General features: G+C 46.3%; 14 protein-coding genes. 4 read left to right on the forward strand and 10 right to left on the reverse strand.

What is annotated here, in order from left to right:
* Positions 1-255: 255 nt before the first annotated feature.
* On the reverse strand, positions 256-1,329 hold the full coding sequence (locus PV783_RS05770; RefSeq protein ID WP_079469675.1) for a fatty acid desaturase family protein: 1,074 nt from the start codon (positions 1,327-1,329) through the stop codon (positions 256-258).
* Positions 1,330-1,604: 275 nt separating this feature from the next.
* Here PV783_RS05770 and PV783_RS05775 point away from each other — a divergent pair, with 275 nt between their 5' ends.
* The 4 genes from PV783_RS05775 (at position 1,605) to PV783_RS05790 (ending at position 8,466) form a co-directional block, all read left to right on the forward strand.
* Positions 1,605-2,621: a LacI family DNA-binding transcriptional regulator gene (locus PV783_RS05775; protein ID WP_079469674.1), complete on the forward strand. Its 1,017-nt coding sequence runs from the start codon at positions 1,605-1,607 to the stop codon at positions 2,619-2,621.
* 223 nt (positions 2,622-2,844) lie between these two features.
* Positions 2,845-5,139, forward strand: coding sequence for a GH92 family glycosyl hydrolase (locus tag PV783_RS05780; RefSeq protein ID WP_420987374.1), 2,295 nt, complete (start codon positions 2,845-2,847; stop codon positions 5,137-5,139).
* A gap of 231 nt (positions 5,140-5,370) precedes the next feature.
* Entirely contained in the window at positions 5,371-7,653 is a 2,283-nt protein-coding gene (locus PV783_RS05785) for a GH92 family glycosyl hydrolase (protein WP_363431524.1), read from the forward strand.
* A 96-nt stretch (positions 7,654-7,749) separates the two neighbouring features.
* Positions 7,750-8,466 carry a GNAT family N-acetyltransferase gene (locus PV783_RS05790; RefSeq protein ID WP_420987375.1) on the forward strand — a complete coding sequence of 239 codons (717 nt, stop codon included), beginning with the start codon at positions 7,750-7,752 and terminating at the stop codon, positions 8,464-8,466.
* A 72-nt stretch (positions 8,467-8,538) separates the two neighbouring features.
* On the opposite strand, the gene PV783_RS05795 is transcribed toward PV783_RS05790, so the two are convergent.
* The 9 genes from PV783_RS05795 to PV783_RS05835 form a co-directional block, all read right to left on the reverse strand.
* Complete coding sequence (locus tag PV783_RS05795) at positions 8,539-11,952, reverse strand: ThuA domain-containing protein (RefSeq protein WP_420987376.1); 3,414 nt, start codon at positions 11,950-11,952, stop codon at positions 8,539-8,541.
* A 9-nt stretch (positions 11,953-11,961) separates the two neighbouring features.
* A complete protein-coding gene (locus tag PV783_RS05800; RefSeq protein WP_420987377.1) occupies positions 11,962-12,705 on the reverse strand; it encodes a ThuA domain-containing protein in 744 nt (247 codons plus the stop codon).
* A gap of 133 nt (positions 12,706-12,838) precedes the next feature.
* Positions 12,839-13,561: a 3-keto-disaccharide hydrolase gene (locus PV783_RS05805; protein WP_079469668.1), complete on the reverse strand. Its 723-nt coding sequence runs from the start codon at positions 13,559-13,561 to the stop codon at positions 12,839-12,841.
* A gap of 29 nt (positions 13,562-13,590) precedes the next feature.
* Positions 13,591-14,004, reverse strand: a complete 414-nt coding sequence (locus PV783_RS05810; RefSeq protein WP_079469667.1) for a c-type cytochrome — start codon at positions 14,002-14,004, stop codon at positions 13,591-13,593.
* A 62-nt stretch (positions 14,005-14,066) separates the two neighbouring features.
* Positions 14,067-15,122 (reverse strand): sugar phosphate isomerase/epimerase family protein, encoded by a 1,056-nt coding sequence (locus PV783_RS05815; RefSeq protein ID WP_079469666.1) that lies wholly within the window; start codon positions 15,120-15,122, stop codon positions 14,067-14,069.
* A gap of 22 nt (positions 15,123-15,144) precedes the next feature.
* Positions 15,145-16,308 (reverse strand): Gfo/Idh/MocA family protein, encoded by a 1,164-nt coding sequence (locus PV783_RS05820; RefSeq protein WP_079469665.1) that lies wholly within the window; start codon positions 16,306-16,308, stop codon positions 15,145-15,147.
* 23 nt (positions 16,309-16,331) lie between these two features.
* On the reverse strand, positions 16,332-17,615 hold the full coding sequence (locus tag PV783_RS05825; RefSeq protein WP_079469664.1) for an MFS transporter: 1,284 nt from the start codon (positions 17,613-17,615) through the stop codon (positions 16,332-16,334).
* Between the two features lie 313 nt (positions 17,616-17,928).
* Entirely contained in the window at positions 17,929-18,861 is a 933-nt protein-coding gene (locus tag PV783_RS05830) for a hypothetical protein (protein ID WP_420987378.1), read from the reverse strand.
* 26 nt (positions 18,862-18,887) lie between these two features.
* Positions 18,888-23,312: a tail fiber domain-containing protein gene (locus tag PV783_RS05835; protein WP_420987379.1), complete on the reverse strand. Its 4,425-nt coding sequence runs from the start codon at positions 23,310-23,312 to the stop codon at positions 18,888-18,890.
* Positions 23,313-23,417: the final 105 nt, after the last annotated feature.

Here is a 23,417-nt window from a genome sequence, read left to right on the forward strand (position 1 = left end):
ACTTTAATAAAAAAAGTTAGAGCGCAAATTTAGTTACTTATTGTTATGATTAAGCATATTCATTAAGATAATATAATATAACTTTTTGGAATTTACGATGAAAGCCTGTGTGGATGCGGTTTTATACGTATGAGCGTGCAGGATCTGACAGTCTCCTTACTTTTTTCCGGACATTTTTATTTTAAAAATGTGCGAATGCAAGGAAATTGTAACCTCATAAAAGGAAACTCTCCGCAAATAAACGGTAATATATTATCAGGCAGCAGCTACTACTGCCGGTACTGGCAGGGTGGTAATTTTCCGGGTACGCTGTTTCAGGAAGCAGATGACTTCAGCATCTGTCTGGAAGCGGTCGCCGATATTTACAAAGTGTTTGGCCAGCAGGTCGTAACGTTTGCCCATCAGGAAGGCCCATACGTGCAGGAAGTGGATGCCATCAAATACAATGGCGTCATTGCTGATATATTCGCCCAGTGTTTTGGTGAAGTATACGGGATGCTCTGTCCAATGCATGCTGGGTTTTACGTGGTGACTGATATGATAGCCGTCGTTCCAGCACTTGTGATTATATTTTGTATTGATGCAGGTGATGCTGTTTTTGTAAGAATTTTCCGGCTCTTCCGGGTCAATAAATGCATGCTGGGCCCAGTTGCCTACCATCATAATTACGCGGGAAATGAGGAAGGGCAATATAAATACCACGAAGGTGGCAGGGAAGTTAATAAAGGATAATCCTACGCAGGCAGCAATGAAAAGTACTTCACCTCTTACGAGTTTTACCATTAACTTATTTCTTTTTTTACGGAGATGATAGCGGGCGGTGTCATATACTCCCAGCGTAACAAAGTTTCCGAGGTATGCGAGGAATCCGCGGAAGGAATCGCGCTGGTATATCATTGTGCAGCTGTCGTCGTCCGGCATATTGTTTTCCGGATGATGCATACCGATATGATGGGAATAGTATGATTCCGGTGTTTGTCCGAATAAGGGACCGATCGCCCAGGGCAGGTAATTATTCCAGAACTGGTACTTCTTTTCAAAAAATACACGGTGACTGGTGCAGTGGAGCATCAGACCAAAAGGCCCTTTGAAGGTAACGTTATTCAGGAACTGGTAAGCAATAGCAGCGCCCCACCAAACCCAGTTGTTTAATCCGGGAATATACATGAGGATAGCCAGCGGCCAGAGAGTGAAAGTAATTTTCAGTGTCAGGTACACAAAGGGAAGGTCACGCTCATCCCTGATCCAGCTTTTAAAAAGACGGTCAAGTGCGGTTTCATGTGTTGGCTTTACGTAAACTGGGTCAGTAAGTTGAGAAAGTTGCTTCATACGCTCAGTGTATTTTACTACAGTTGTAATAATGTTGGCCTGGAGCCGGTGAATTATTATAACGCTCCCCCGGAAGATATATTATGCCGTATAGGGTAACTGAAGATAACCATTTTTTTCTTCTCTGGTAGTAATTACAGGTATTTTTGTAATTTCCGTTTCGATGTGTATCTGTCAGAGGGGGACATACCCTGTAATATGTAGTAAAAATATGTGGATGTGTGGAAATGTTCAGGTAATTCCATTTTCATATATGCCAAAACCAATCACTATACATGAAGCGATTAACCCTTAAGGATGTTGCAAAAATGGCCGGAGTAGCGCCTTCCACGGTCTCTTTCGTTTTAAACGGAAAGGGAAAGCAAATGCGTATCCGCGACGAAGTGGCCACCAGGATTATGCAGGTGGCGGAAAAATCGGGATACGAGCCTCACCGTATGGCGGTGAACCTCCGTACCGGGCAATCCAAAACCCTGGGCCTGATTGTGGAAAGTATTTCCGGAAGTTTTTTTGCCAGTCTTGCCAAAACAATTGAAACGGAAGCAGAGCGCAAAGGATATAATGTAGTGTATTGCAGCACTGAAAACAATGCCCAGAAAGGCGGGGAGTTAATACGTATGCTTGGCCGGCAAATGGTAGATGGCTACCTGATTACACCGGCACCGGGTATGGAGAAGGAAATCCAGCAACTGGTGCAGCAGCATAAGCCGGTAGTGCTGATGGACAGCTATTTCCCGTCTATCAAAACGCCCTATGTACTGATCAATAACTTTGACGGTGTGCAGCAGGGAATGAAACACCTGATCAGCAAGGGCTTCACTAAAATAGGTTTTGTGATGGTAGATGTGAAGCTGATACAGATAGAAGAACGCCTGCGGGGCTATACCACCGCACTGAAGGAACATAAGATCCCCGTAAAGAAAAAATACATCCTGCAGCTGCAGTACCACCGGCAGCGGGAAGACTCCCTGAATGAGCTGCAGGCATTCATAGAAGCCAATCCTGAACTGGATGCCATCTTTTTCTCTACCAACTACCTGGGCATCCTGGGACTGGAAGTGATTGCCAGGATGGGATTGAAGATGCCCGACGATATCGCCGTACTGTGTTTCGATGATCACGACATCTTCCGTTTGTATCCTCCTGGTATATCTGTGATAGAGCAACCAATAGAAGGTATCGCCAAAACGGCCATAGACCTGCTTATGCATCAGCTGGACAAAAACAGCGGGCCCATGAAAAAAACGGCAGTGGAATTACCCGGAAAGTTTATCCTGAGGGGATCGGCTTAAACACCGCTACCACTTGTAAAAAAAGCGCTAAATACTTGCAAATGCTGGAAAAATATTTATACTTTTAGAATTGGCTATTGTAGTTTAAGAGGAAAGGATTCGCTGAATCTTTTTTTTCTATACCTGTGCTAAATCGATTTTGTAAAAATTTCACGGTATCTTCACACCCCGGAGTGTGACATTGACCAAAAGGATCATTTTTGTTGTATATAATATCTAATTCATGAAAAAAGTTGGACTGTTAGCAGCCGCTTTATTATGCCTGCATGGTGCACACAGCCAAACGGTAAATAAAGTTGCTGAGCCGGCGGAATGGGTAAATACCCTGATGGGCACTGATTCCAAAGTGAGCTTATCAAACGGGAATACCTATCCTGCCATTGCCCTGCCCTGGGGTATGAACTTCTGGATGCCACAAACCAATACGATGGGGAATGGCTGGGCGTATCAATACACCGCTGATAAAATCAGGGGATTCAAGCAAACGCACCAACCTTCACCGTGGATCAACGACTATGGCCAGTTTGCCATTATGCCCGTTACCGGTACCGTGAAGTTTGACCAGAACAAACGCGCCAGCTGGTTTTCTCATAAATCAGAAGTAGCCAAACCATATTATTACAGCGTATACCTCGCCGATCCGGACGTTACCACAGAAATTACGCCCACGGAAAGAGCCGCCCAGCTGCGGTTTACCTACCCGGCCACCGACAGCGCTTTTATAGTGGTAGACGCATTCGATAAAGGTTCCTATATTAAAATATTACCGGACGAAAAGAAGATTATCGGGTATACCACCAAAAACAGCGGCGGCGTACCTTCCAACTTCAAAAACTACTTTGTTATCAAATTTGATAAACCATTTACCGTAGCCGATATCTGGCACGACTCCGTACTGGTGAAAGGTCAGCTGGAACTGCAGGCAGATCATACCGGCGCCGTGGTTGGTTTTAAAACAAAGAAAGGCGAAAAGGTGGGCATTAAAACCGCCTCCTCTTTTATCAGCTTTGAACAGGCAGAATTAAACCTGCAACGCGAAATTGGCCAGGACAACTTTGACGCTACGTGTAAGAAAGCAAAGGACAGCTGGAATAAAGAACTCGGCAGACTGGCCATAGAAGGCGGTACCAGCGACCAGGTAAGTACCTTCTACTCTTCCCTGTACCGCACCATGCTCTTCCCGCGCAAGTTCTATGAAATCAATGCAAAGAACGAAATAGTACACTACAGCCCGTTCAATGGCCAGGTATTACCAGGCTACATGTTCACCGATAACGGGTTCTGGGATACCTTCCGCGCAGTACATCCTTTCTTCACCCTGATGTATCCTACACTCAGCTCGCATATCATGGAAGGATTATCCAACGCTTACAATGAAAGCGGCTGGTTACCTGAGTGGGCAAGCCCCGGTCACCGCGACTGTATGGTAGGTTCCAACTCCGCATCACTGATCGCCGACGCCTATTTAAAAGGTATCCGCGGATATGATATCAATAACCTCTACAAAGCTATTCTGAAGAATACGGAAAACGAAGGTCCGCTCAGCTCTGTAGGCCGCCTGGGTGTTAAGTATTACAACACCCTCGGCTATGTGCCTTACGATGTGGAAGTAAACGAAAACGCCGCGCGTACCCTGGAATACGCATACGACGACTTCACCATTTACCAGCTGGCAAAAGCACTGAACCGTCCGAAAAGCGAAATCGATCTTTTTGAAAAACGCTCCCAGAACTACCGCAATCTCTTTGATCCGGAAACAAAACTGATGCGTGGAAAAAACAAGGATGGTAAATTCCAGACACCGTTCAATCCATTCAAATGGGGCGACGCCTTTACAGAAGGTAACAGCTGGCACTATACCTGGTCTGTATTCCATGATGTACAAGGGTTAGCCAAACTGATGGGTGGCCGCGACATGTTTGCCAAGATGCTGGATTCTGTTTTCAACATGCCACCGGTATTTGATGAAAGCTATTACGGCACCGTTATCCACGAAATACGCGAAATGCAGATCATGAACATGGGACAGTATGCTCACGGCAACCAGCCCATTCAGCACATGATCTATCTGTATAACTATGCAGGCCAGCCATGGAAAACACAATACTGGATCCGCCAGGTAATGAGCCGTTTGTACAAAGCCACACCAGATGGATATTGTGGCGATGAAGACAACGGTCAAACCAGCGCCTGGTACGTGTTCTCTGCAATGGGCTTCTATCCTGTTTGTCCGGGTACCCAACAATATGTACTGGGTACTCCACTCTTCTCCAAACTCACCATGACTTTTGAAGATGGTAAGAAAATGGTGATCAACGCGCCTGGCAACAGCGACACGAACCTGTATGTGCAAAAGGCATCCTTAAACGGACAGTCTTATACCAAGAACTGGATCAGCCACCAGGACCTGCAGAAAGGCGGTACCCTGGAATTCAAAATGGGCGCTACTCCTGAGAAATCAAGAGGAACCGAGCCTGCGGCTTATCCATATTCCTTTTCAGCAACAGCGAATAAATAACACATACTACCTGTAAACGATTTTCATTGTTCACTGAAATATTTCATCCCGACTCTTCGGGATGTATCAAATTTCTTACGCGGAGGTTGTCTTACTCAGGATTAAACTGATATTTTTCTTTTGATTTTAAAAGATTTTTAAAAATTCTATAGAAAGATTTAAAAGATATCAACGAAATCAGTTTAATCAGTTTAATCCTGAGTAAGACAACATCCGATAAAATCAGCCGCCATGAGAAAACTACTTTTACCTTTACTCTTCTTTCCGTCCCTGTGCGCAATGGCACAGGAAAACGTAATACAATATGTGAAGCCGATTACCGGCACACAACGGATGGGACACACCTATCCCGGCGCTACGGTGCCTTTTGGTATGGTGCAGCTTAGTCCTGAAACTGATACCATTCCTTATGAAATGAACGGGAAGTATAACCCCGATGTATATAAGTATTGCGCGGGTTACCAGTATGAAGATAAAACGATCGTTGGCTTCAGCCATACCCACTTCAGCGGTACCGGCCACTCCGATCTGGGCGATTTTTTAATCATGCCTACCGTAGGCGCCCTGCAATTAAATCCCGGTACGGCAGATCATCCTGAAAGTGGCTACAGATCCACATTTTCCCATAGCACTGAAGTAGCGGAACCCGCTTATTATAAAGTGAAACTGGAAGATGATAACATCCTCGCAGAACTCACCGCCAGCAACCGCGTGGGATTTCACCAGTATACTTTTCCCGGTACAGACCAGGCGCACATCATTCTTGATATGATGTCCGGCATTTACAACTACGACAATAAAAACGTGTGGACCTTCATCCGGGTAGAAAATGATACCCTGATCACCGGGTTTCGCCAAACTAACGGTTGGGCACGTACGAGAATAGAATACTTTGCAATGACCTTCTCCAAACCATTTGTACAATACGGGCATCAGAACTATGCGAAAGACGTGTACAAAGGCTTCTGGAGAAAGTTTGACCAGTCGAAGAACTTCCCCGAAATGGCAGGCAAACAGATCCGCGCTTATTTCGATTTTAAAACAGCACCCGGCGAAAAGATCAAAATTAAATTTGCCTTATCGCCGGTGAGCACGGAAGGCGCCCTGAAAAACCTGCGCGCAGAAATTCCGGGTTGGGACTTCGACCAGGTAAAACGCGACGGACAGGCACTGTGGACTAAAGAGCTGAACAAAATTCATATTGAATCAAAAAGCCGCGAAGAAAAGGAAAACTTCTACACCGCCATGTACCACGCCTTCATCAATCCAACTACCTACATGGATGTGGATGGCGCCTACCGCGGACTGGATATGAACATTCATACCGCCAACGGATATACGAATTATACTACTTTCTCCCTCTGGGACACTTACCGCGCATTGCACCCGCTGTTTAATGTGATCCAGCCGAAACGCAACGCTGATATGATCCAGTCGATGCTGAACCACTACGAACAAAGCGCGCAACATATGCTGCCGATCTGGTCGCACTATGCCAATGAAAACTGGTGCATGATCGGATATCACAGCGTATCCGTTATTGCCGATGCCATCATGAAAGGCAATGCGCCGTTTGATGTAAACAAAGCACTGGATGCATGTGTAACCACTGCACGGCACCGTACCTACGATGGGCTGGAATACTACATCGACAGGGGGTATATACCGGAAGATAAAAATGGTTCCTCTGTTTCGAAAACACTTGAATATGCATATGACGACTGGTGCATTGCACAGGTGGCAAAGAAGTTGGGAAGAACAGATCTCTATGAGGAGTTTATTAAACGTTCGCTGAACTATAAGAATGTATACGATTCCAATACAGGTTTCATGCGTCCCAAACTGAACGACGGTACTTTCAAAGCTAACTTTGATGCGCTGCAAACACACGACCAGGGCTTTATTGAAGGGAATGCCTGGAACTATAGTTTATACGTGCCTCATTATCCCGATGAAATGATTGCCATGATGGGCGGTAAGAAACAATTTACCACTCACCTCGATTCACTGTTTACTATGGAATTGCCCGATAAATTTTTTGCTGAAACAGAAGATATCACCCGCGATGGTATTATCGGTAACTACGTACATGGTAACGAGCCTTCGCATCATGTGGCCTACCTGTATAACTGGACCGGCTATCCGTGGAAAACGCAGGAACGTGTACGCATGATCCTGAAAAAGATGTACCACCCAGGTCCTGATGGTCTTGGTGGTAACGACGACTGCGGACAAATGAGTGCCTGGTACATTTTCACCACGCTGGGCTTTTACCCGGTTTGTCCTGGTTCCGACCAGTATTCGCTGGGCAGTCCGGCTATTGATAAGGCAACGCTGCAGCTGGAAAACGGTAAAACCTTTGTGGTAGATGTGAAAAATCAAAGCGATAAAAATGTGTATGTGCAAAAGGTACTGCTCAATGGTGCGCCATTGAACCGGTTGTATATCACACATGCAGATATTATGAATGGCGGCACCATCACTTTTTATATGAGCGCCAAACCAAAGAAATAACAAGAATGCCCAATCAGACAACTGGCTGTTTCCGATTACGGAAGCAGCCTTTTTTTATGCCGGCATATTCCTATCTTGGTTGTAATAAATAACAAAATGGATCCTATTGTTAAAGCAAATATCAACAACCTGGTTGATGTGTGGCGTACAGCCAGTAGGCCTTTCAACGCCTGTGTAGAAGGGCCTGCTTTCAGCTGGTGCAGTGTGCCCGGTTTGGAATGGCCCAATAAATTATGGTTTAACGGAGATATTACGGAAGAAGTAATGCGAACTGCATTGGATAGTATTCCTTCCGGCAAAATGGTAATTCCTTATTGGAATACTACCGGGGAAGAAATTATTATCGCGCATGGAGGGGTAAAAGGTTCTGAACAGGCAGGAATGTCGTTAAAACTGGAACGGCCGTTCCACACTGAGAACAGGCTGTTGTTCCGCGCGGTGAATACCCCTGCTGATGCCGCGTTATGGGCGGGAATTTATCCACAGGCATTTGGATACAGTATTGATCAGAAAATCCTGGAGGCTACGTATAGCTGTCTCCGTTATTACCTTGCTTTGCTGGACGGGCAGCCGGTCGGTACTGCTATCCTGCATCTTCAGGATGGTATTGCCGGTATACACGGAGTAGGCGTGATTCCGGCGGCGAGAAGAAAAGGATTTGCCAATGAAATTATGGCATTTGTATTAAATGAATCCATAGCCTTGAATGCGGGCTATGCCACATTACAGGCGTCGCAAATGGGAAAAGGTATTTACCTGGACATGGGGTTTGAAGAGCAGTTTTCCATCAGGAATTATGCTGTGCATAAGTGAATTTATTTTATAAAAAGAAAGGGGAACTCTTTTTACAGAGCTCCCCTTTTCTTTTTTATAAAGAATTAATTATTATGGATGCAGGGTAAATGACACGATACCCAACTGTACTTTTTGTGCCGCATCAATTGCTTTGTAGCGGAAATACAGGTTGTGTTTCTTGCCGTCTGCTACCGGGGTAAAGTTGAAGTTTACCTTGTTCGGAGCTTTTGGCTGTGCACCCGGACCAATGGTTACTTCACCCAGGCGGGTACCGTTGGCATCATCCAGGAATGCTTCCACTATATAGCCGGATTGTGGTGTTTCCTGTACCATATAAGCGAGTTCTATGCCGCTTACGCCGGTCAGGTCCAGGTTGTTATAAGTGGCCCATCCTGCTGTGTTGGAAGGGATGAGGAACTTTGTACCATTTACAGCGAATACTGCCATGCCATCAGCTTTGCTGAAATCTGCTGCTGCCAGTTTAGGGCTGAGCAGTTCTGCAGCCGCAGTTCCGGTGATAGGTTTAATACCAGGACCACCTTTATCAGTATAGCTGGCCAGAAGGTACAACACGCCGTTGTCCTTTGCTTCACCACCCAGTGTTGGGTTGATGCTGCCGTTTACAGGCAGTGAAGGCACTTTAGGTGCATTGCCACCGATAGAATAAATATATTCCACCAGCTGTTTGGCTTCACCCTGAGAGATGCCCGGATGCGCCGACATAGCGGTTTCACCCCATACGCCGCCACCGCCGTTGATGATCTTTCTAGCGAGCATTTCAGGAGCAGCAGGATCGTCTTTGTACTTTTCTGTTATTTGTTTGAAGGAAGGCCCGATAGATTTTTCATCCGGCTTGTGGCAGGTTTTACAATCAGATACTTCCATGATATTTTTACCTGCAATAGCGCCGGTAATAATCTGGTGGCCCTGTGGTTGCGCTGCTTTATCACGTCCTTCCACATAATCTGCTTTTACAAAAATGTTATTGGCATCCAGTTTACCATCTGCAGAGTTACCATCTTCCTTATCGGAGATATTAACTGTATACTGCACGGGTTTGCCCGGGAAGTAGAACATCTGGTTACCGGTGATATTGATCTTTACATCAGGCGTTTCATTACCGGCGTACAGATCAATGGATTTACTCTTTGTTTTGGCGCCCTTATCATCTGCCACTTCCACAAATACCGGGTATTCGCCGGCCGCGCTGTAGGTATATTCTACTGTAGGTTCAGTGGTTTCTTTCTTTGTGCCATTGCCAAAATTCCAGAGGTAAGTGAGTTTATCGCCGTCAGGATCTTTAGATCCTTCTGCGGTTAATTTCACTTTAAATGGTAAGCCGCCGGTAGTGCGCGTAGCGTGGATATTGGCTACAGGCGCGCGGTTGCCGCCATTGAAGTCAATGCGGGAAAGACCTGCATCTGCGTTTTTGCTAAACCAACCGTTACCATATTCGAGGATATACAAACGGCCGTCAGGACCCATTTCCATATCGATGGGAGCATTCAGTTTGGTGTTGGGTATAAACTTTTCCATTTTGGAGAAGTTACCGTTTTTGTCCATTGTTACGGCCATTACCCATCCACGGATCCAGTCGTAGATAAACAGTTTATCGTTATAGTAATCCGGGAAACGGGTTTCTTTCGGATAAAATTCGCTGTGGTAAATCGGGCCCGCTTCTGCGTTACGGCCACCGCTGCCTACAATCGGGAACTCGTCTGATTTCGCATACGGATACCAGATGAAGGCGGGAGTAGCCGGTGGCAACTCTTTCAAACCGGTGTTGTTGCGGGAATCATTGATTGGTTTCAGCGGATCGAAATAAGGACCGCTTTCACCTGTTTCGTAATTGTATTGACGGTATGGTTTATTATTGGCAATGAACATCGGGTAACCGAAGAACCCGGGCTTCTTCGCCTGGTTTATTTCATCGTATCCTCTCGGCCCTCGCAGGGAGTCGTCGTTGTTGGCATCCGGCCCTACTTCTCCCCAATATACATATCCTGTTTTCTGGTCTACCGACATCCGGTAAGGATTACGTGTACCCATTGCATAAATTTCAGGACGGGTGCCTTTGGTGCCTTTAGGGAACAGGTTGCCATCCGGAATGGTGTAGGAGCCATCAGCTTCAACCTTGATGCGGATGATCTTTCCGCGCAGGTCGTTGGTGTTGGCTGATCCGCGGCGGTCATCATACTGCAGGTGACCGGGACGGTCATCAGTAGGACCATAACCTTTGCTCACATATTTTTGTCCCGGTTCATCAAACGGAGTAGTGTTGTCGCCGGTGGATAAGTACAGCAATCCGCCTGGTCCGAAAGCAATGGAACCGCCGGTATGGCAGCAGATATCGCGTTGGGAGTAGAATTGCAGGATTACTTTTTCGGAAGACATATCCAGTTTGTTGTTTTCAAATTTGAAACGTGACAAACGGTTTACGGAAGTATCTACCGGTGAATACATCGCGTAGATGTAGTGATTGTTTTTAAAGTCGGGATCTGCGGCAAGGCCGAGGAAACCTTCTTCTGCATTTACCTTTGGTACATCGGTATGATGATATACTTTGAGGAAACCTACCTGTGAGAGTTTCTTTTCTGCTGCGTTGTAAAGCATCAGCTCTCCGCGGCGTTGCGCCACCAGGATATCCAGGTTAGGGAGTATAGCCATTTCCGTTGGTTCAAAGAACTCACCGGATACGAGCACATTTTTAGTGAAGCGGTCTTCTTCCGGTACACGCAGGGTTTTAGCTACGCTGTAGTCGAGCACCTGGTTTTTACCGATAGCATATTTGATACCGCCGGCGAGGTGTTTCAGGAAAAGACTGTCGGTATAAGATTCTTCTGTATGACCAAGACCGGTATAGAAAGCGCGGCCGCCATCGTAATCATGATACCAGCTGATGGGATGATTACCTTTCATAGTACCGCCCTGGTATGATTTCTCGTCCAGTTTCAGCAGTACGGTAGTGGTGGTATCCACATCTTTATAATTATACCACTCATCAGTATGTTCCCATTTTTCGGGAAGACCTTCTGTAGCGGGAAAAGATTTTTCTATTACATCAATTATAGCTTTGTGAACGCCCGGAGGATGGCTCTGGAACCATGCACCGGCGAGGTGGTTATACCAGCCCCATTCGTATTCGGTGTCGGCAGCGGCGTGTACACCCACATAACCGCCACCTGCCTGGATATATCTTTCGAAATCGGCTTCCTGGTAGTTATCGAGTACATCACCGGTAGTGTTCAGGAAGATAACAGCGGCATATTGCGCCAGGGTATCTTCATTAAATTTAGCGGCATTTTCTGTAGTGTCTACATCAAATCCGTTTTCCAGTCCAAGTTTCTGAATGGCTTTAATACCAACAGGGATGGAGCTGTGGCGGAACCCGCCGGTTTTGGTAAATACCAGCACTCTGGGTTTACCGGGGCGCGATTTTTTACAGGCTGCGAGGCCAACAACAACAAGTGCCAGCAGCAGAAAAATTCTGAGAGTACGTTTCATTATAGCGGATTATTTTTTGGGTTTCCAGTTACCGATGGCGTATTCAATGCCACCCAGTAAATGTTTCAGATATACAGGATCCTGGTAAGCTTCTTTCACATGTCCCATTTCGGTATAAAAGGCGCGGCCTCCTTCAAAGTCGTGATACCAGCACATAGGATGGTTATCGCCGTTTTTGCCGCCGGTATAGCTGGATTCATCAATTTTGATGAGTACATGTACATCGGGATTGAGGTCTTTGAAATTGTACCATTCGTCTTTGCGGATCCATTCGTCCGGTAAATCTTTTGTAGCCGGATGATTATGGTCCACTACTTTGAGGGTAGCTGTTTGCTGGCTCGGATGACTCAGGAACCAGGCGCCGGCCAGTTTGTTATACCACGGCCAGTCGTACTCCGTATCTGTAGCTGCGTGGATACCCATCCATGCACCGCCTTTGTGGATATAGTTCTGAAAAGCCACTTGTTGGGCGCTGTCGAGTACATCGCCGGTGGTGCAGCTGAAAATTACGGCTGCATATTTTTTCAGGTTGTCAGCAGTAAAGGCACTGGCATCTTCCGTAGTATCTACTTCAAAGCCATTTTCCTTTCCGAGTTGCATGATCGCTATTTTGGCAGCGGGAATGCAATCGTGGCGGAAGCCTTTTGTTTTTGAGAACACGAGTACCCTTTTGGCCTTGTGTTTATGCTTTGCCTGCACTGAAATAGTGCCGGCGAGGAGCAAGAGTGTAATAAACGCGGTTAGTGCTTTCATCTTATTTTACGTGGGAATGGAAATTAAAAATTCGGAAAAGTAAAAAGCAAAAAGCTACTGAAGTATGGAGATAAGCGAGCGCCCATCTCCGCTTCAGTAGCTTTTTGCTTAATGCTTTTACGCTATCCGGAAATTAAAGAACTCTTATTTTGATATTGCGGTACCATACATCATCGCCGTGATCCTGCAGGGCGATATGACCTTTCGCATACTTGCCGAACTCTTTCCAGTCGTGGAATTTGCTTTTTGCTACCAGGGCATCCCATTCAGGCGTGCCCATTGTAGTTTCTGCAGTTTTCACGCCGTTGAGCCAGAGGGTCAGGTGACCATCTTTCTTCGTTAATTTGGCGGAATTCCACTCACCAACAGGTTTGGCTGGTCTGGTAGAAGCTTTGATGAGATCGTACAATTCACCCGCATTGTGTTTTGGGTTTTTACCATCGGGATGGCCCGCATCATCAATCACCTGCATTTCAGGACCGGAGAGGTAAGTTTGGCTTAAAGACGGATCTTCATGAACGCTGAAAATAAGACCGCTGTTGCCGCCCGGAGAAATTTTCCATTCGTAACTCAGCTCATAGTTTTCGTATTCCGCATCGGTAACGAGATCTCCGCCGGGTGCGCCATTCTTTTTAGCTTCCTGGTTCAGACCGATCGCACCATCTGTTACGCCCCATGCAGGACTGGCGGTGGATTTCAGGTAAGTATGCCAGCCTTTGGTAGAAGTACCATCGAACAGGAGTACCCATCCTTGCTTCTTTTCCTTCGCTGACAGGGTATTTAATTTCTGGGCTTTTACTGCGGTGGTACCGAGAACGGCAGCTACCATCAGTGCACCCATGATTAATTTTTTCATTCCGGATGATTGAGTTTATGATAAATCAATTATTTGCCAATAGATAAGATATAGCTTACCATTTCTTTGGCATCTTCTTTTGAAATCTGTGGATGTGGTAACATAGCTACTTCGCCCCAGTTACCGGAACCGCCTTTGATGACTTTTTCAGCCAGTTTTTCCACATTCTCCGGAGTGTTAGGATATTTGCCTGCAATGTCTTTCAGGGCAGGTCCTACCACTTTCATTTCTTCTTTATGACATGTTTTACAATCGCTTTCAGCCATCAGTGTTTCGCCTTTGCTTGCTGGTTTGTTAGCGCTTGGCGAAACCATTGAATTATCTGCTGCTGGGCTTTCATGAGTGCTAACGCTGTCAGCGTTTTCTGCTTTTTTCTCACCACCTCCGCAAGCTGCAAAGAATAATACACTTAATACGAGCGGCGCCAGATATCTCTTTCTCATTTGTTGATTTTTTTTATTTGGTTATTGTTTACTAACGATCGGTGGATTGGTTGGCTATTATATTACAAGCCTAATATTCTTTTATTGAAAGCATCATCGGTACCGCCTCCTGCAAAGTCATCAAATGCCTTTTCAGTAACACGGATAATATGATCCTTGATGAAGGGGGCGCCTTCTTTAGCGCCATCTTCCGGATGTTTAATACAACATTCCCATTCCATAACGGCCCAGCCGGCAAAATCGTATTGCGCCATTTTACTGAAGATGGATTTAAAGTCGACCTGGCCATCGCCCAGAGAGCGGAAACGGCCCGGGCGGTCGATCCATGCCTGGTATCCGCCGTAAACGCCGGAGCGGCCGGTGGCATTGAATTCGGCATCCTTTACGTGAAAGGCTTTGATCCTTTCGTGGTAAATGTCGATATATTCAAGATAATCGAGGCATTGCAGCAACAGGTGGCTGGGATCGTACAGGAGGTTAGCGCGGGTATGGTTACCGGTGGCTTCCAGGAAGCGTTCAAAGGTGATACCATCGTGCAGGTCTTCTCCCGGATGAATTTCATAGCAAACGTCTACGCCGTTGGCATCAAATTCATTGAGGATCGGGAGCCAGCGTTTTGCCAGTTCGGCAAAACCTGTTTCCACCAGTCCGGCCGGACGCTGTGGCCACGGATACATAGCCGGGGCCCATAACAGGGCGCCGCTGAATGTAGCGTGGGCAGTGAGGCCCAGGTTACGGCTGGCTTTCGCAGCATATTTCAGCTGGTTTACCGCCCATTCTGTGCGCGCCTGGATATTATTGTGATATTGTGCAGGTGCGAAGCCGTCGAACATCTCCGTAAAAGCCGGATTAACTGCTACCAACTGTCCCTGCAGGTGTGTGCTGAGTTCAGTGATTTCCAGTCCGGCTGCATTTACGATACCTTTGATTTCATCTGCATAGGTTTTGCTTTCGGCAGCCTTTTGCAGATCTATCAGGCGTGTTTCCCAGGTGGGGATCTGTACTCCTTTGAAACCAATGGAGGCCGCCCATTCGCAGATGGATTTCAGATTATTGAAAGGCGCTTCATCTCCCATGAACTGCGCCAGAAAAATACCAGGTCCTTTTATCGTTTTCATATGCTCAATCTGGTGATGAATACTATATCTCGAAGTTAGTCCATTTAGCATCGCTTTGTGAAGAGCGAACTACGTTATCGATGAACGCCATACCACGTACGCCTTCTTCTGTACCCGGGAAATCCAGTGATTCCGGGGATGGCTGAACACCATCGATTTTAGCAGATAAAGTTTGTGCGAAGTTGCGGTACAGGTTACCGAATGCTTCCAGGTATCCTTCCGGATGGCCGCCTGGAGTGCGGGTATTGTGGGTCATGTAGGACGACTGGAAGTTGTATCCACCACCTGCGCGGTAAATTTCGGTGGGTTTATCCAGCCATTTTACGAGGAGGGTATTGGGTTCATGCTGTGCCCATTCGAGGCCGCCTTTTTCGCCGTATACACGGATCTTCAGGGCGTTTTCCTCGCCGGCTGCTACCTGCGATGCCATTAATACGCCGGCAGCGCCATTGTCGAAGCGGAGCAGTACAGCGCCGTCGTCATCCAGTGCGCGGCCTGGCACCATGATGTTAAGATCAGCGCATAATTTTTCAATTTTGGCGCCGCTGATATATTCTGCCAGGTTAGCTGCGTGGGTACCGATGTCGCCCATACAGCCGCTTTTGCCTGATTTTTTAGGATCTGTTCTCCAGGCTGCCTGTGCGTTGCCTTCTCTTTCACTCAGTTTGCTGAGCCATCCCTGTGGGTATTCCACCCATACTTTACGGATTTTGCCCAGTGCGCCGTCTTTCACCATCTGCCTGGCTTGTTTCACCATGGGGTAGCCGGTGTAGGTATGTGTGAGTAAAAGTGTTAAACCGGTGGCTTCTACTTTTGCTTTTAATTGTTTGGCTTCGTCGAGGGAAAACGTGATCGGTTTTTCGATAACTACGTTGAAACCCAGGTCCAGCGCCATCATGGCAGGTTCAAAATGGGCGAAGTTTGGCGTAACGATGGTTACGAAGTCCAGCCGTTTATCTGCCGGCATTTTTGCTTCATTTTCCAGCATGGTTTTAAAATCGAGGTAGGTACGTTCCGGGTCGAGGAACAACATTTTACCTGATTCTACCGCGACGTCATTATTAATGCTGAGGGCGCCCGCAGTCAGCTCAATCAGTCCGTCCATATTAGCTGCAATACGGTGAATTGCACCAATGAAGGCATCCTTACCGCCTCCTATCATTCCCATTCTAAGTTTCCGTGTCATATTTACAATTATCGTTTTATAATTTATACTATTTGAACGTGTGCTTTTTCTACTTTTTTGCGGCTGCGCATGTAAAAGAAAAGTCCTGTGAAAGCCACAATCAGGATAACGGGTATTACCAGGGTAGCGTTAATAATTTCCGGACCGGCTACTGCGGTGGCCTGGCTGAAAGCGGTAGCTTCAGCAGAGCCGGGTGCAGCGGAGCGGTACGCATCCAGGGATGCTCCGGCAGGCAGTTGTTTTACGATGATGCTATCGTAGAAACCACCCATAAAATACATGTATACAGATACGGCGAACATACCGGCGCCGCCCATCAGGTTCATACCCAGCGCACCTGATTCGGGGATGTTTTCTGATACAAAACCCAGCATGGTTGGCCAGAAATAAGTAACGCCCATACCAAAGATAAAGGCCGCCACAAATACCATATTGCCTGATACATGGGAAAGTAAATATAAGCCCAAAGCGGATAAAATCGCAGAAATAAGTAAAACACCGGTAGGAGAAATTTTATGTACCACCGGGCCGGCAATACCTCTTCCCAGTACCTGTACACCAGCTGTTAACGCCAGTATAAGAATGGAGTTTTCGGTTACATTTTTCAGCAATACTTCAATCCACTGTCCGGTGAAAAGCTCTGTGATGGCGGTGCCAAACATCAGGATAAACATCACGATGAACAGGGGACTTAATACAGATTTGTACATTTGTGCAGAAGAAACGCCGGCTGCCACCCTTTCCGTAACGGGGAAGTCGAGCTTCATAAAAAGATAACCATAGATCAGGGTCGGGATCACCATAGTGGCTACCTGCAGCTGCCAGATGAGACCAATTTTGGTAAGTAAAAACACCAGCAGGGTACCTACTACGATACCGCCGGGGAACCACAGGTGAAAGTGATTCAGCTTGGTAGTTTTGTTGGCCGGGAAAATAGTGGCCACCAGTGGATTACACGCCGCTTCCACGGTACCGTTGGCCATACCGATAAACAGGGTGGAAATGAACAGCGACCAGAAACCGTTCGCAAATACCGTCAGCACAATACCCAGCAGGTGCAGGATAAAAGCTGCTAACAGCAACCGTTTCATGCCTATGGCATCTACAATGAATCCTCCTATAATCACTGCCAGCGGGAATCCCCAGAAAGCAGTTCCCGCAATGATGCTCAGTTGTTTGGTATCCAGATGGAACTCAACGCCTAAGCGGCTTAATATTCCGGCACGGATGCCAAAAGATAATGATGTTACCAGTAGCGCCATACAGCTTGCTACGAACAATTTTTGCGGCTGAATTGCATTTGCCATAAACGTGGATGTTTGTGTAAATAAGTTAAAACGGCTATTAAACCTTTAAATTTATAAAAAGTATTTTCATATTTCCATCTTTTTATATGGACGACGGGCATTTTTTTTGAAAATTTTCTTTTCAAGCACCGGTGAGCAATCCCGGCGGGAAGCCGGGCTTACATCTGGTCGTATTTTATGATAAGCGGTTTGCCGGGGAAGAAGTGCCGGAATGCTTCCGGGGTGGAGGTTACAGGCGGTTAATGTGTTACTTATAAAAGTAAGGGCTTCCCTTACGGGGAGCCCTTACTTTAGAAGACCATTCTTTTTATTGTCAATAACACATATAAATGGTGCTGTTTGCCATGTCTTTAGTGCTAAATACGAGGTTTAACATACTGTAGCTGGTGGCTGCGCGGATTTGCGCTTCTGTATTATCATACATTTCAGCGGCTATACCGGCATCTCCGCCGGTATTTCTTGCGGAAATGGTAATCACATGAGTACCGGCGGTAATAGTGACCGGTAGTATAAACCAGAATTCAAAAGCACCCTGGTCGGTAGTAGAGTACCTTGCTATTTCAACACCATCAATGCTCACCTTAAAATGGTTGTCTGCTGCCACGCCAATATAATAAGTGCCGCTTCTTGTCAGCGTTTTCTTTACAGACACGGTAACCCAGTTGGTTGACGAAACATTTGCCCATACGCCTGCCCTGTTCATAGGCCCTCCGTAAGTTTCCTCCAAAGCTGCGGCTACCTGCATCGTTTTCACACCTACCGTAGTGTCAACAGCACTCGCCATTTTTGACAAGGCCATTGTTGCTTCTGGTATACAGCTGAATCCACATAATGACTGTTCGGAGGGATTTACGTCCCAGAAGGGATTACCGGTGATCCTGGACCGGTTACAGAAATGTTCTATATCTACCGGGTAACCAGTGCCTAAAATATAGGAACCACAGGCACCATACACATTTTGCGTTACCATTGGAATAAGGGTAGCCGTTGCAACACAGGGAACCAGTTCTGAAAACCAGGGTAACCGTTCATCAGTAGGCAAATAAGCCGGGTCGATATTCAGGTAGCTAAGGGCTTCCTGTTTGGTGATACATTTATTATCACTTGGCCATACAACCGATGGTTTTGTTGTAAAGTATCCTTCTGTTACTTTCTGCGCGATATAGCTATGCGTGGGCATAAAACTTTGTGCCAGGGAAAGATAGCTGCAGCATATGCATCCAAACAGGATCAGTATATTTTTCATTCTGATGTCGGCGATTGAGATAAGAATTATTTGGACGGCTGTTTTTCTAATTTTTCCATTCTTTCCACGAGTGATTGCAGCTGCTTCTTCAGGTTGTCATTCTCTGTTTGCAGCTGCTCACTGGTTTGCTGTATTTTTTCATTCTGCCGGCTTAGTTCCTGGATACTTTTCAGTAACAGGCCCATTGTATTCATCATATCGAAGCGGTCGTGGTTGGCCCCGGAAATGATGGCTGGTTCATCATCTGCAATAATACCAATCACCTTTTTCCCCGGATCTTTTTTATACTCAAACTCTCTTACTTTTATTTGATTGATGATGCTGGTGGCATCGCCCGTATAATCTTTTATATTTTGTTTTAATGCTCTTAATGAAGATTGATAGAACCCGGTGGAAGTAATAGTATTGCTGGAAGTAATAGCCACGCTTGTTGTAGCTCCGGCGGTGGTAACACTTTGCAAAGTAGGTACTGCTGCTGACACAGTTTGCCAGGTGCCGTCGCCTCTTAAAAATGTGGTGTTGCTGGCAGTGCCGGTACCTAATCTTGCCGGTGCTATTGTTCCTGTGGTTATTTTGGCTGCATCAAAATTGGATAAGGTAGTGGCAATGCTTCCTGTTACTGTGCCGGAACCCGTTACAGCGCCTGTTAAGGTGAGGGTGTGGGTATGGGCGGCAGTGGCGAATGAAGCTGCTTTGTCTACCAGATATCCATTGGCATCAGTACCCAGAACTCCCATGTTGCCCATATCTATTTTATAACCAGTATTATCAATCAGGAGTGTTTTAAAAGCAGGGGACGCAGTGCCAGACCCGCCTATGACACGTGTAGGCATGTATAAGTTTCCGTTTTTGTCTACAGACTGCACTACACCGGTGCTGCTCACATATCCTAATTCAATAGCTGCACCAGTACCGTCGGATGTTGGGGACGGGGCTCCGCGGAATCTTCCTGCGCCCAGCCATTCCTGATTACCTGTTGCGCCTAGTTTTGATATTTGTGTTGTGCCGCCATACCATTTGAAACCGGAAGTAGCGATCGATGTTGGAACACTGTTCCAAATGTGCCCGGTTTCTATACCAACACCATAATCGACCTGTGAAGCCGTGACCGCGGGCCACAACGTAATCCTTGTACCAACACTCCGTGTGGTGAAAGCTGGTCCCTGTACCGCCAGCGCCGGGAACAAAATATTGTTGGCTATTCCGTTATTCAACGTTATCAGGCCAGTGTTTATTGACACATTGGAACCGGATAATTGAAATTGACTGGTGGCTGCCGAACCCACCCTGAGTTGAATCGATTTATTGCTTGAATCGTTAGTCAGGTATAGGTCATTATTAATGGCACCAACGTAACCTAATCGTGTTGCGTTGTCACTCAGGTTAAATTCCAATGCCGATGTGGCGGTGGCTGCCAACGCTGTAGAACCGGTTATCCCGGATAGATTGGCGGCATTAAAACCATTAGGAATAGTTACAACGCCACTACTTCTGTTTATTGAAAATGGCGTTCCCAGTAATGCTCCGGCATCTGAGTATCTTCCTATGTTGAAATCATTTCCTGTGTTCCCACTACCTGTTTCAGACCCGCTTTTATAAAAAGACCATCTTACGTTTGCAGTAGCTGTTCCTCCACTATTAAATATTATAAAGTCACCGCTCCCGGTAGCGGCTGTTGTCCTGAAACTATTGGCAAGCCCATTTCCGCTTGTCCAAAAACCAACACCAGATTGTGCTGACGACATTTGATTTTGAATATAACTGCCAGAACCTGTTGCCGGTGCTGCGCTAATATCAGCAGCCGTTAATGACCGCAGCGATACTGAAGTGAGGTGGCCTGCTATGTTTGTTACTATATTTGAATATACAGTAGCCCCTGTAAGACCGGTTCCCTGGCTATTAGAAGCACCCGCCGGGTGATTATTACTATGCCATATGCTGTAATTATTTGTGCCGTTATCGGGTGAATATAAAACCGTAGTGCCTCCATGTGGTATGGACAAAATTTTATCTGATGCAATAGTGCCGTTACTAACGCGCAGATCCAGTCCTATATTTGCCAGGCCCAGTCCCATGCTGGATGTATAGTTAACGGCACTCATATTTCTTATGAGATTGTAGCCATAAGAAGTTGAATTACCGTTTGCCCCTAAAACAATACTATTTGTTGCAGTGTTGCCGTTTGTCAAAACGGTATTTAAAGGCATGGCAGACGAAGCACCACCTATGTCAGATAATACTTGTGCGCCAGAACGATAGCGTATAGCGCCATTGTTACTAACCAGGAATTTATCTACATCTGTAGCTTCGTTATTGATAGTACCTAATATTATTTCACCGGTAGCGCGGGTTATAGTGAAAGGGCTACCGATTGATGCGCCTGCGTCAGTATTATTTTTTATTACGAAGTCTGATCCAATATTGCTGCCGGTTTCATTTCCATTTTTCGCAATAGCCCAACGCACATCTGTGTTAGCAAGTGCGGTGCTGCCTCCCTTATAAAGTACCCAATCACCGGCAGCAGTTGCTGCGTTAGTTTTTACTACAGATGAACTTGCCGAACCAGTTATAAAAGAACTTGCGTTTTGTGCTGAACCGGTCTGGTTTTGCACATAATAGGCAGAACCTGTTGCCGGGGCAGCCGCCAGGTCGCCAGCCGTTAAAGTTCTGGAAGTGATATTCGTGATATGTCCTGAGGCATTACTTGTAATCACGGAAGGTACCAATGCACCCGTAAAGTTCAGGGAGAAAGGAGTACCTGCCGCATGGGTGGTATTGGTCCACAGTTGCTGTAATGTAGTACCGCCATCAGGGGAATATTCCGGGAATACCTGCGATGCCCTGGCTACCAGCAACCTGGTATTGGCGCCGTCTGAGATCTGTAATATCGCGCCACCATTGGTAGTGATGCCAAAAGTACCTGTATGGTCTGTTGCACCTACCAGTCGTTTGGCTACATATGAATTGAAAGCGGTTTGACCGGTATTGCCTAATATAATGCTATTATTTGCCTGGTTACCATTTGTTAATACTGCCGACAGCGGAATATTTGAAGCTGCAAAAGAAGCAGCCTTATCTACCAGGTATCCACTGGCATCGGTGCCAAGCAATCCTGCGTTGGGAAACATACTGAATTTATAACCCGTGCCATCCACCATGAAAATTCGACCTGTAGTAGTGCTACCACCTTGTAGTATAACAGGTGTATACACCCCATTAGTGCGATCAAAGCCAGTAAGATAGGCAGATCCTGCGCCAAAATATATTTCCGCTCCTGGTCCTGTACCACCTGGAATGTAACCTTTAAACCGTCCCAGGTTATTCCATTCCTGACTGCCGGTGCCATCCAGCCTTGACACCTGGGTAGTACCTGCATACCATTTAAATCCATTCGCTGCAAGAGCCTGTGGTACTGATAACCACATATGACTTGTGTCCATTCCCAGTGCATAATCTGTAGTAGTACCCGTTAAATAAGCATGCAGTGTTATTTTAGTGCCGGGGCTTCTTGTTGTCATAGTTGGAGCGCCTAATCCAACACCGCCAAAGTTCAACAGGTTACTGGTGGTGTTTGCCATAGTAACAATTCCGTTTGCAGGAAGTAAAGCCACTCCCGAAAGGTTCCCGGTGAGATAAATATCGGTATTGGAAGTACCGGCTTTACCAACATATCCTACACGCGTAGTATTATTATTTTCGTAAAACGATAATACGGAGGTATTGCCGGTTCCTGTCCCGGTTCCCGTAATGCCCGATTCATTGGCGGCTCTGAATCCACCGTTCATATAGGTAATGCCGGTTCCCCTGCTGATCTGGAAAGGGGTACTCATGAAGCCGCCGTTATTATCGGCATATCTCTGAATGGAGAAATCACCACCGGTGTTACTGCCGCCTTCCGTGTTGGAAAGAAGGAACACCCATCTAAGGTTGGTATTTACGGGAGTGGTACCAGTATACAGGTTCCATTGGCCTTCGCTGAGAGGCGCACTGGTTTTAAGCCGGCGCATGGCGCCTTCATTACTGATCCAGAAATTACCATTTGCCTGTGAAACAGTGGCCTGGTTCTGAATATAACTGGCAGCATTACCGGCCGGAACAGGAATGCTGTATGATTGACCATATTTACTGTATATGATGTTGTCACCGGATCTATAAATAGTATCCACGCCAGCAAGTCCGGGCAGGGTACTTAAATCGAGCGTATCCTGTCCGGTGATGGCAATCTGGCTATTGCCGATTTTCTCCAATCTCACTTTCCTGAATTCTGTACGTCCGCGTCCTTTGTTAAATAGAAAACCGGAAACGCCCTGTGTTCTGTTTTCAAGAATTAATTCCGCGGTATCACATACGTTATAAATGCGGACACTGTCTGCACGGATCTGGTAAATCTGTTGTCCAAAACTTATCATGCTGAGCATCAGCCAGGCGCAGGTTAAAACAAAATATTTCATAGCAATCTTCAGTGATTAAGGGCAATAGGTATTGGTATAGTTAAAAGTTGATATTATTGAAGGGTAACTGTTTTACTTCATTTACAGGTAAAGACTTTCAAATAT

It is taken from the genome of Chitinophaga sp. CC14, assembly GCF_048957795.1.
Lineage (GTDB): Bacteria > Bacteroidota > Bacteroidia > Chitinophagales > Chitinophagaceae > Chitinophaga > Chitinophaga ginsengisegetis.

Coding starts and splice junctions, on each gene's coding strand:
- PV783_RS05770 (WP_079469675.1), bottom strand. CDS start 1,329: ATGAAGCAACTTTCTCAACTTACTGACCCAGTTTACGTAAAGCCAACA.
- PV783_RS05775 (WP_079469674.1), top strand. CDS start 1,605: ATGAAGCGATTAACCCTTAAGGATGTTGCAAAAATGGCCGGAGTAGCG.
- PV783_RS05780 (WP_420987374.1), top strand. CDS start 2,845: ATGAAAAAAGTTGGACTGTTAGCAGCCGCTTTATTATGCCTGCATGGT.
- PV783_RS05785 (WP_363431524.1), top strand. CDS start 5,371: ATGAGAAAACTACTTTTACCTTTACTCTTCTTTCCGTCCCTGTGCGCA.
- PV783_RS05790 (WP_420987375.1), top strand. CDS start 7,750: ATGGATCCTATTGTTAAAGCAAATATCAACAACCTGGTTGATGTGTGG.
- PV783_RS05795 (WP_420987376.1), bottom strand. CDS start 11,952: ATGAAACGTACTCTCAGAATTTTTCTGCTGCTGGCACTTGTTGTTGTT.
- PV783_RS05800 (WP_420987377.1), bottom strand. CDS start 12,705: ATGAAAGCACTAACCGCGTTTATTACACTCTTGCTCCTCGCCGGCACT.
- PV783_RS05805 (WP_079469668.1), bottom strand. CDS start 13,561: ATGAAAAAATTAATCATGGGTGCACTGATGGTAGCTGCCGTTCTCGGT.
- PV783_RS05810 (WP_079469667.1), bottom strand. CDS start 14,004: ATGAGAAAGAGATATCTGGCGCCGCTCGTATTAAGTGTATTATTCTTT.
- PV783_RS05815 (WP_079469666.1), bottom strand. CDS start 15,122: ATGAAAACGATAAAAGGACCTGGTATTTTTCTGGCGCAGTTCATGGGA.
- PV783_RS05820 (WP_079469665.1), bottom strand. CDS start 16,308: ATGACACGGAAACTTAGAATGGGAATGATAGGAGGCGGTAAGGATGCC.
- PV783_RS05825 (WP_079469664.1), bottom strand. CDS start 17,615: ATGGCAAATGCAATTCAGCCGCAAAAATTGTTCGTAGCAAGCTGTATG.
- PV783_RS05830 (WP_420987378.1), bottom strand. CDS start 18,861: ATGAAAAATATACTGATCCTGTTTGGATGCATATGCTGCAGCTATCTT.
- PV783_RS05835 (WP_420987379.1), bottom strand. CDS start 23,312: ATGAAATATTTTGTTTTAACCTGCGCCTGGCTGATGCTCAGCATGATA.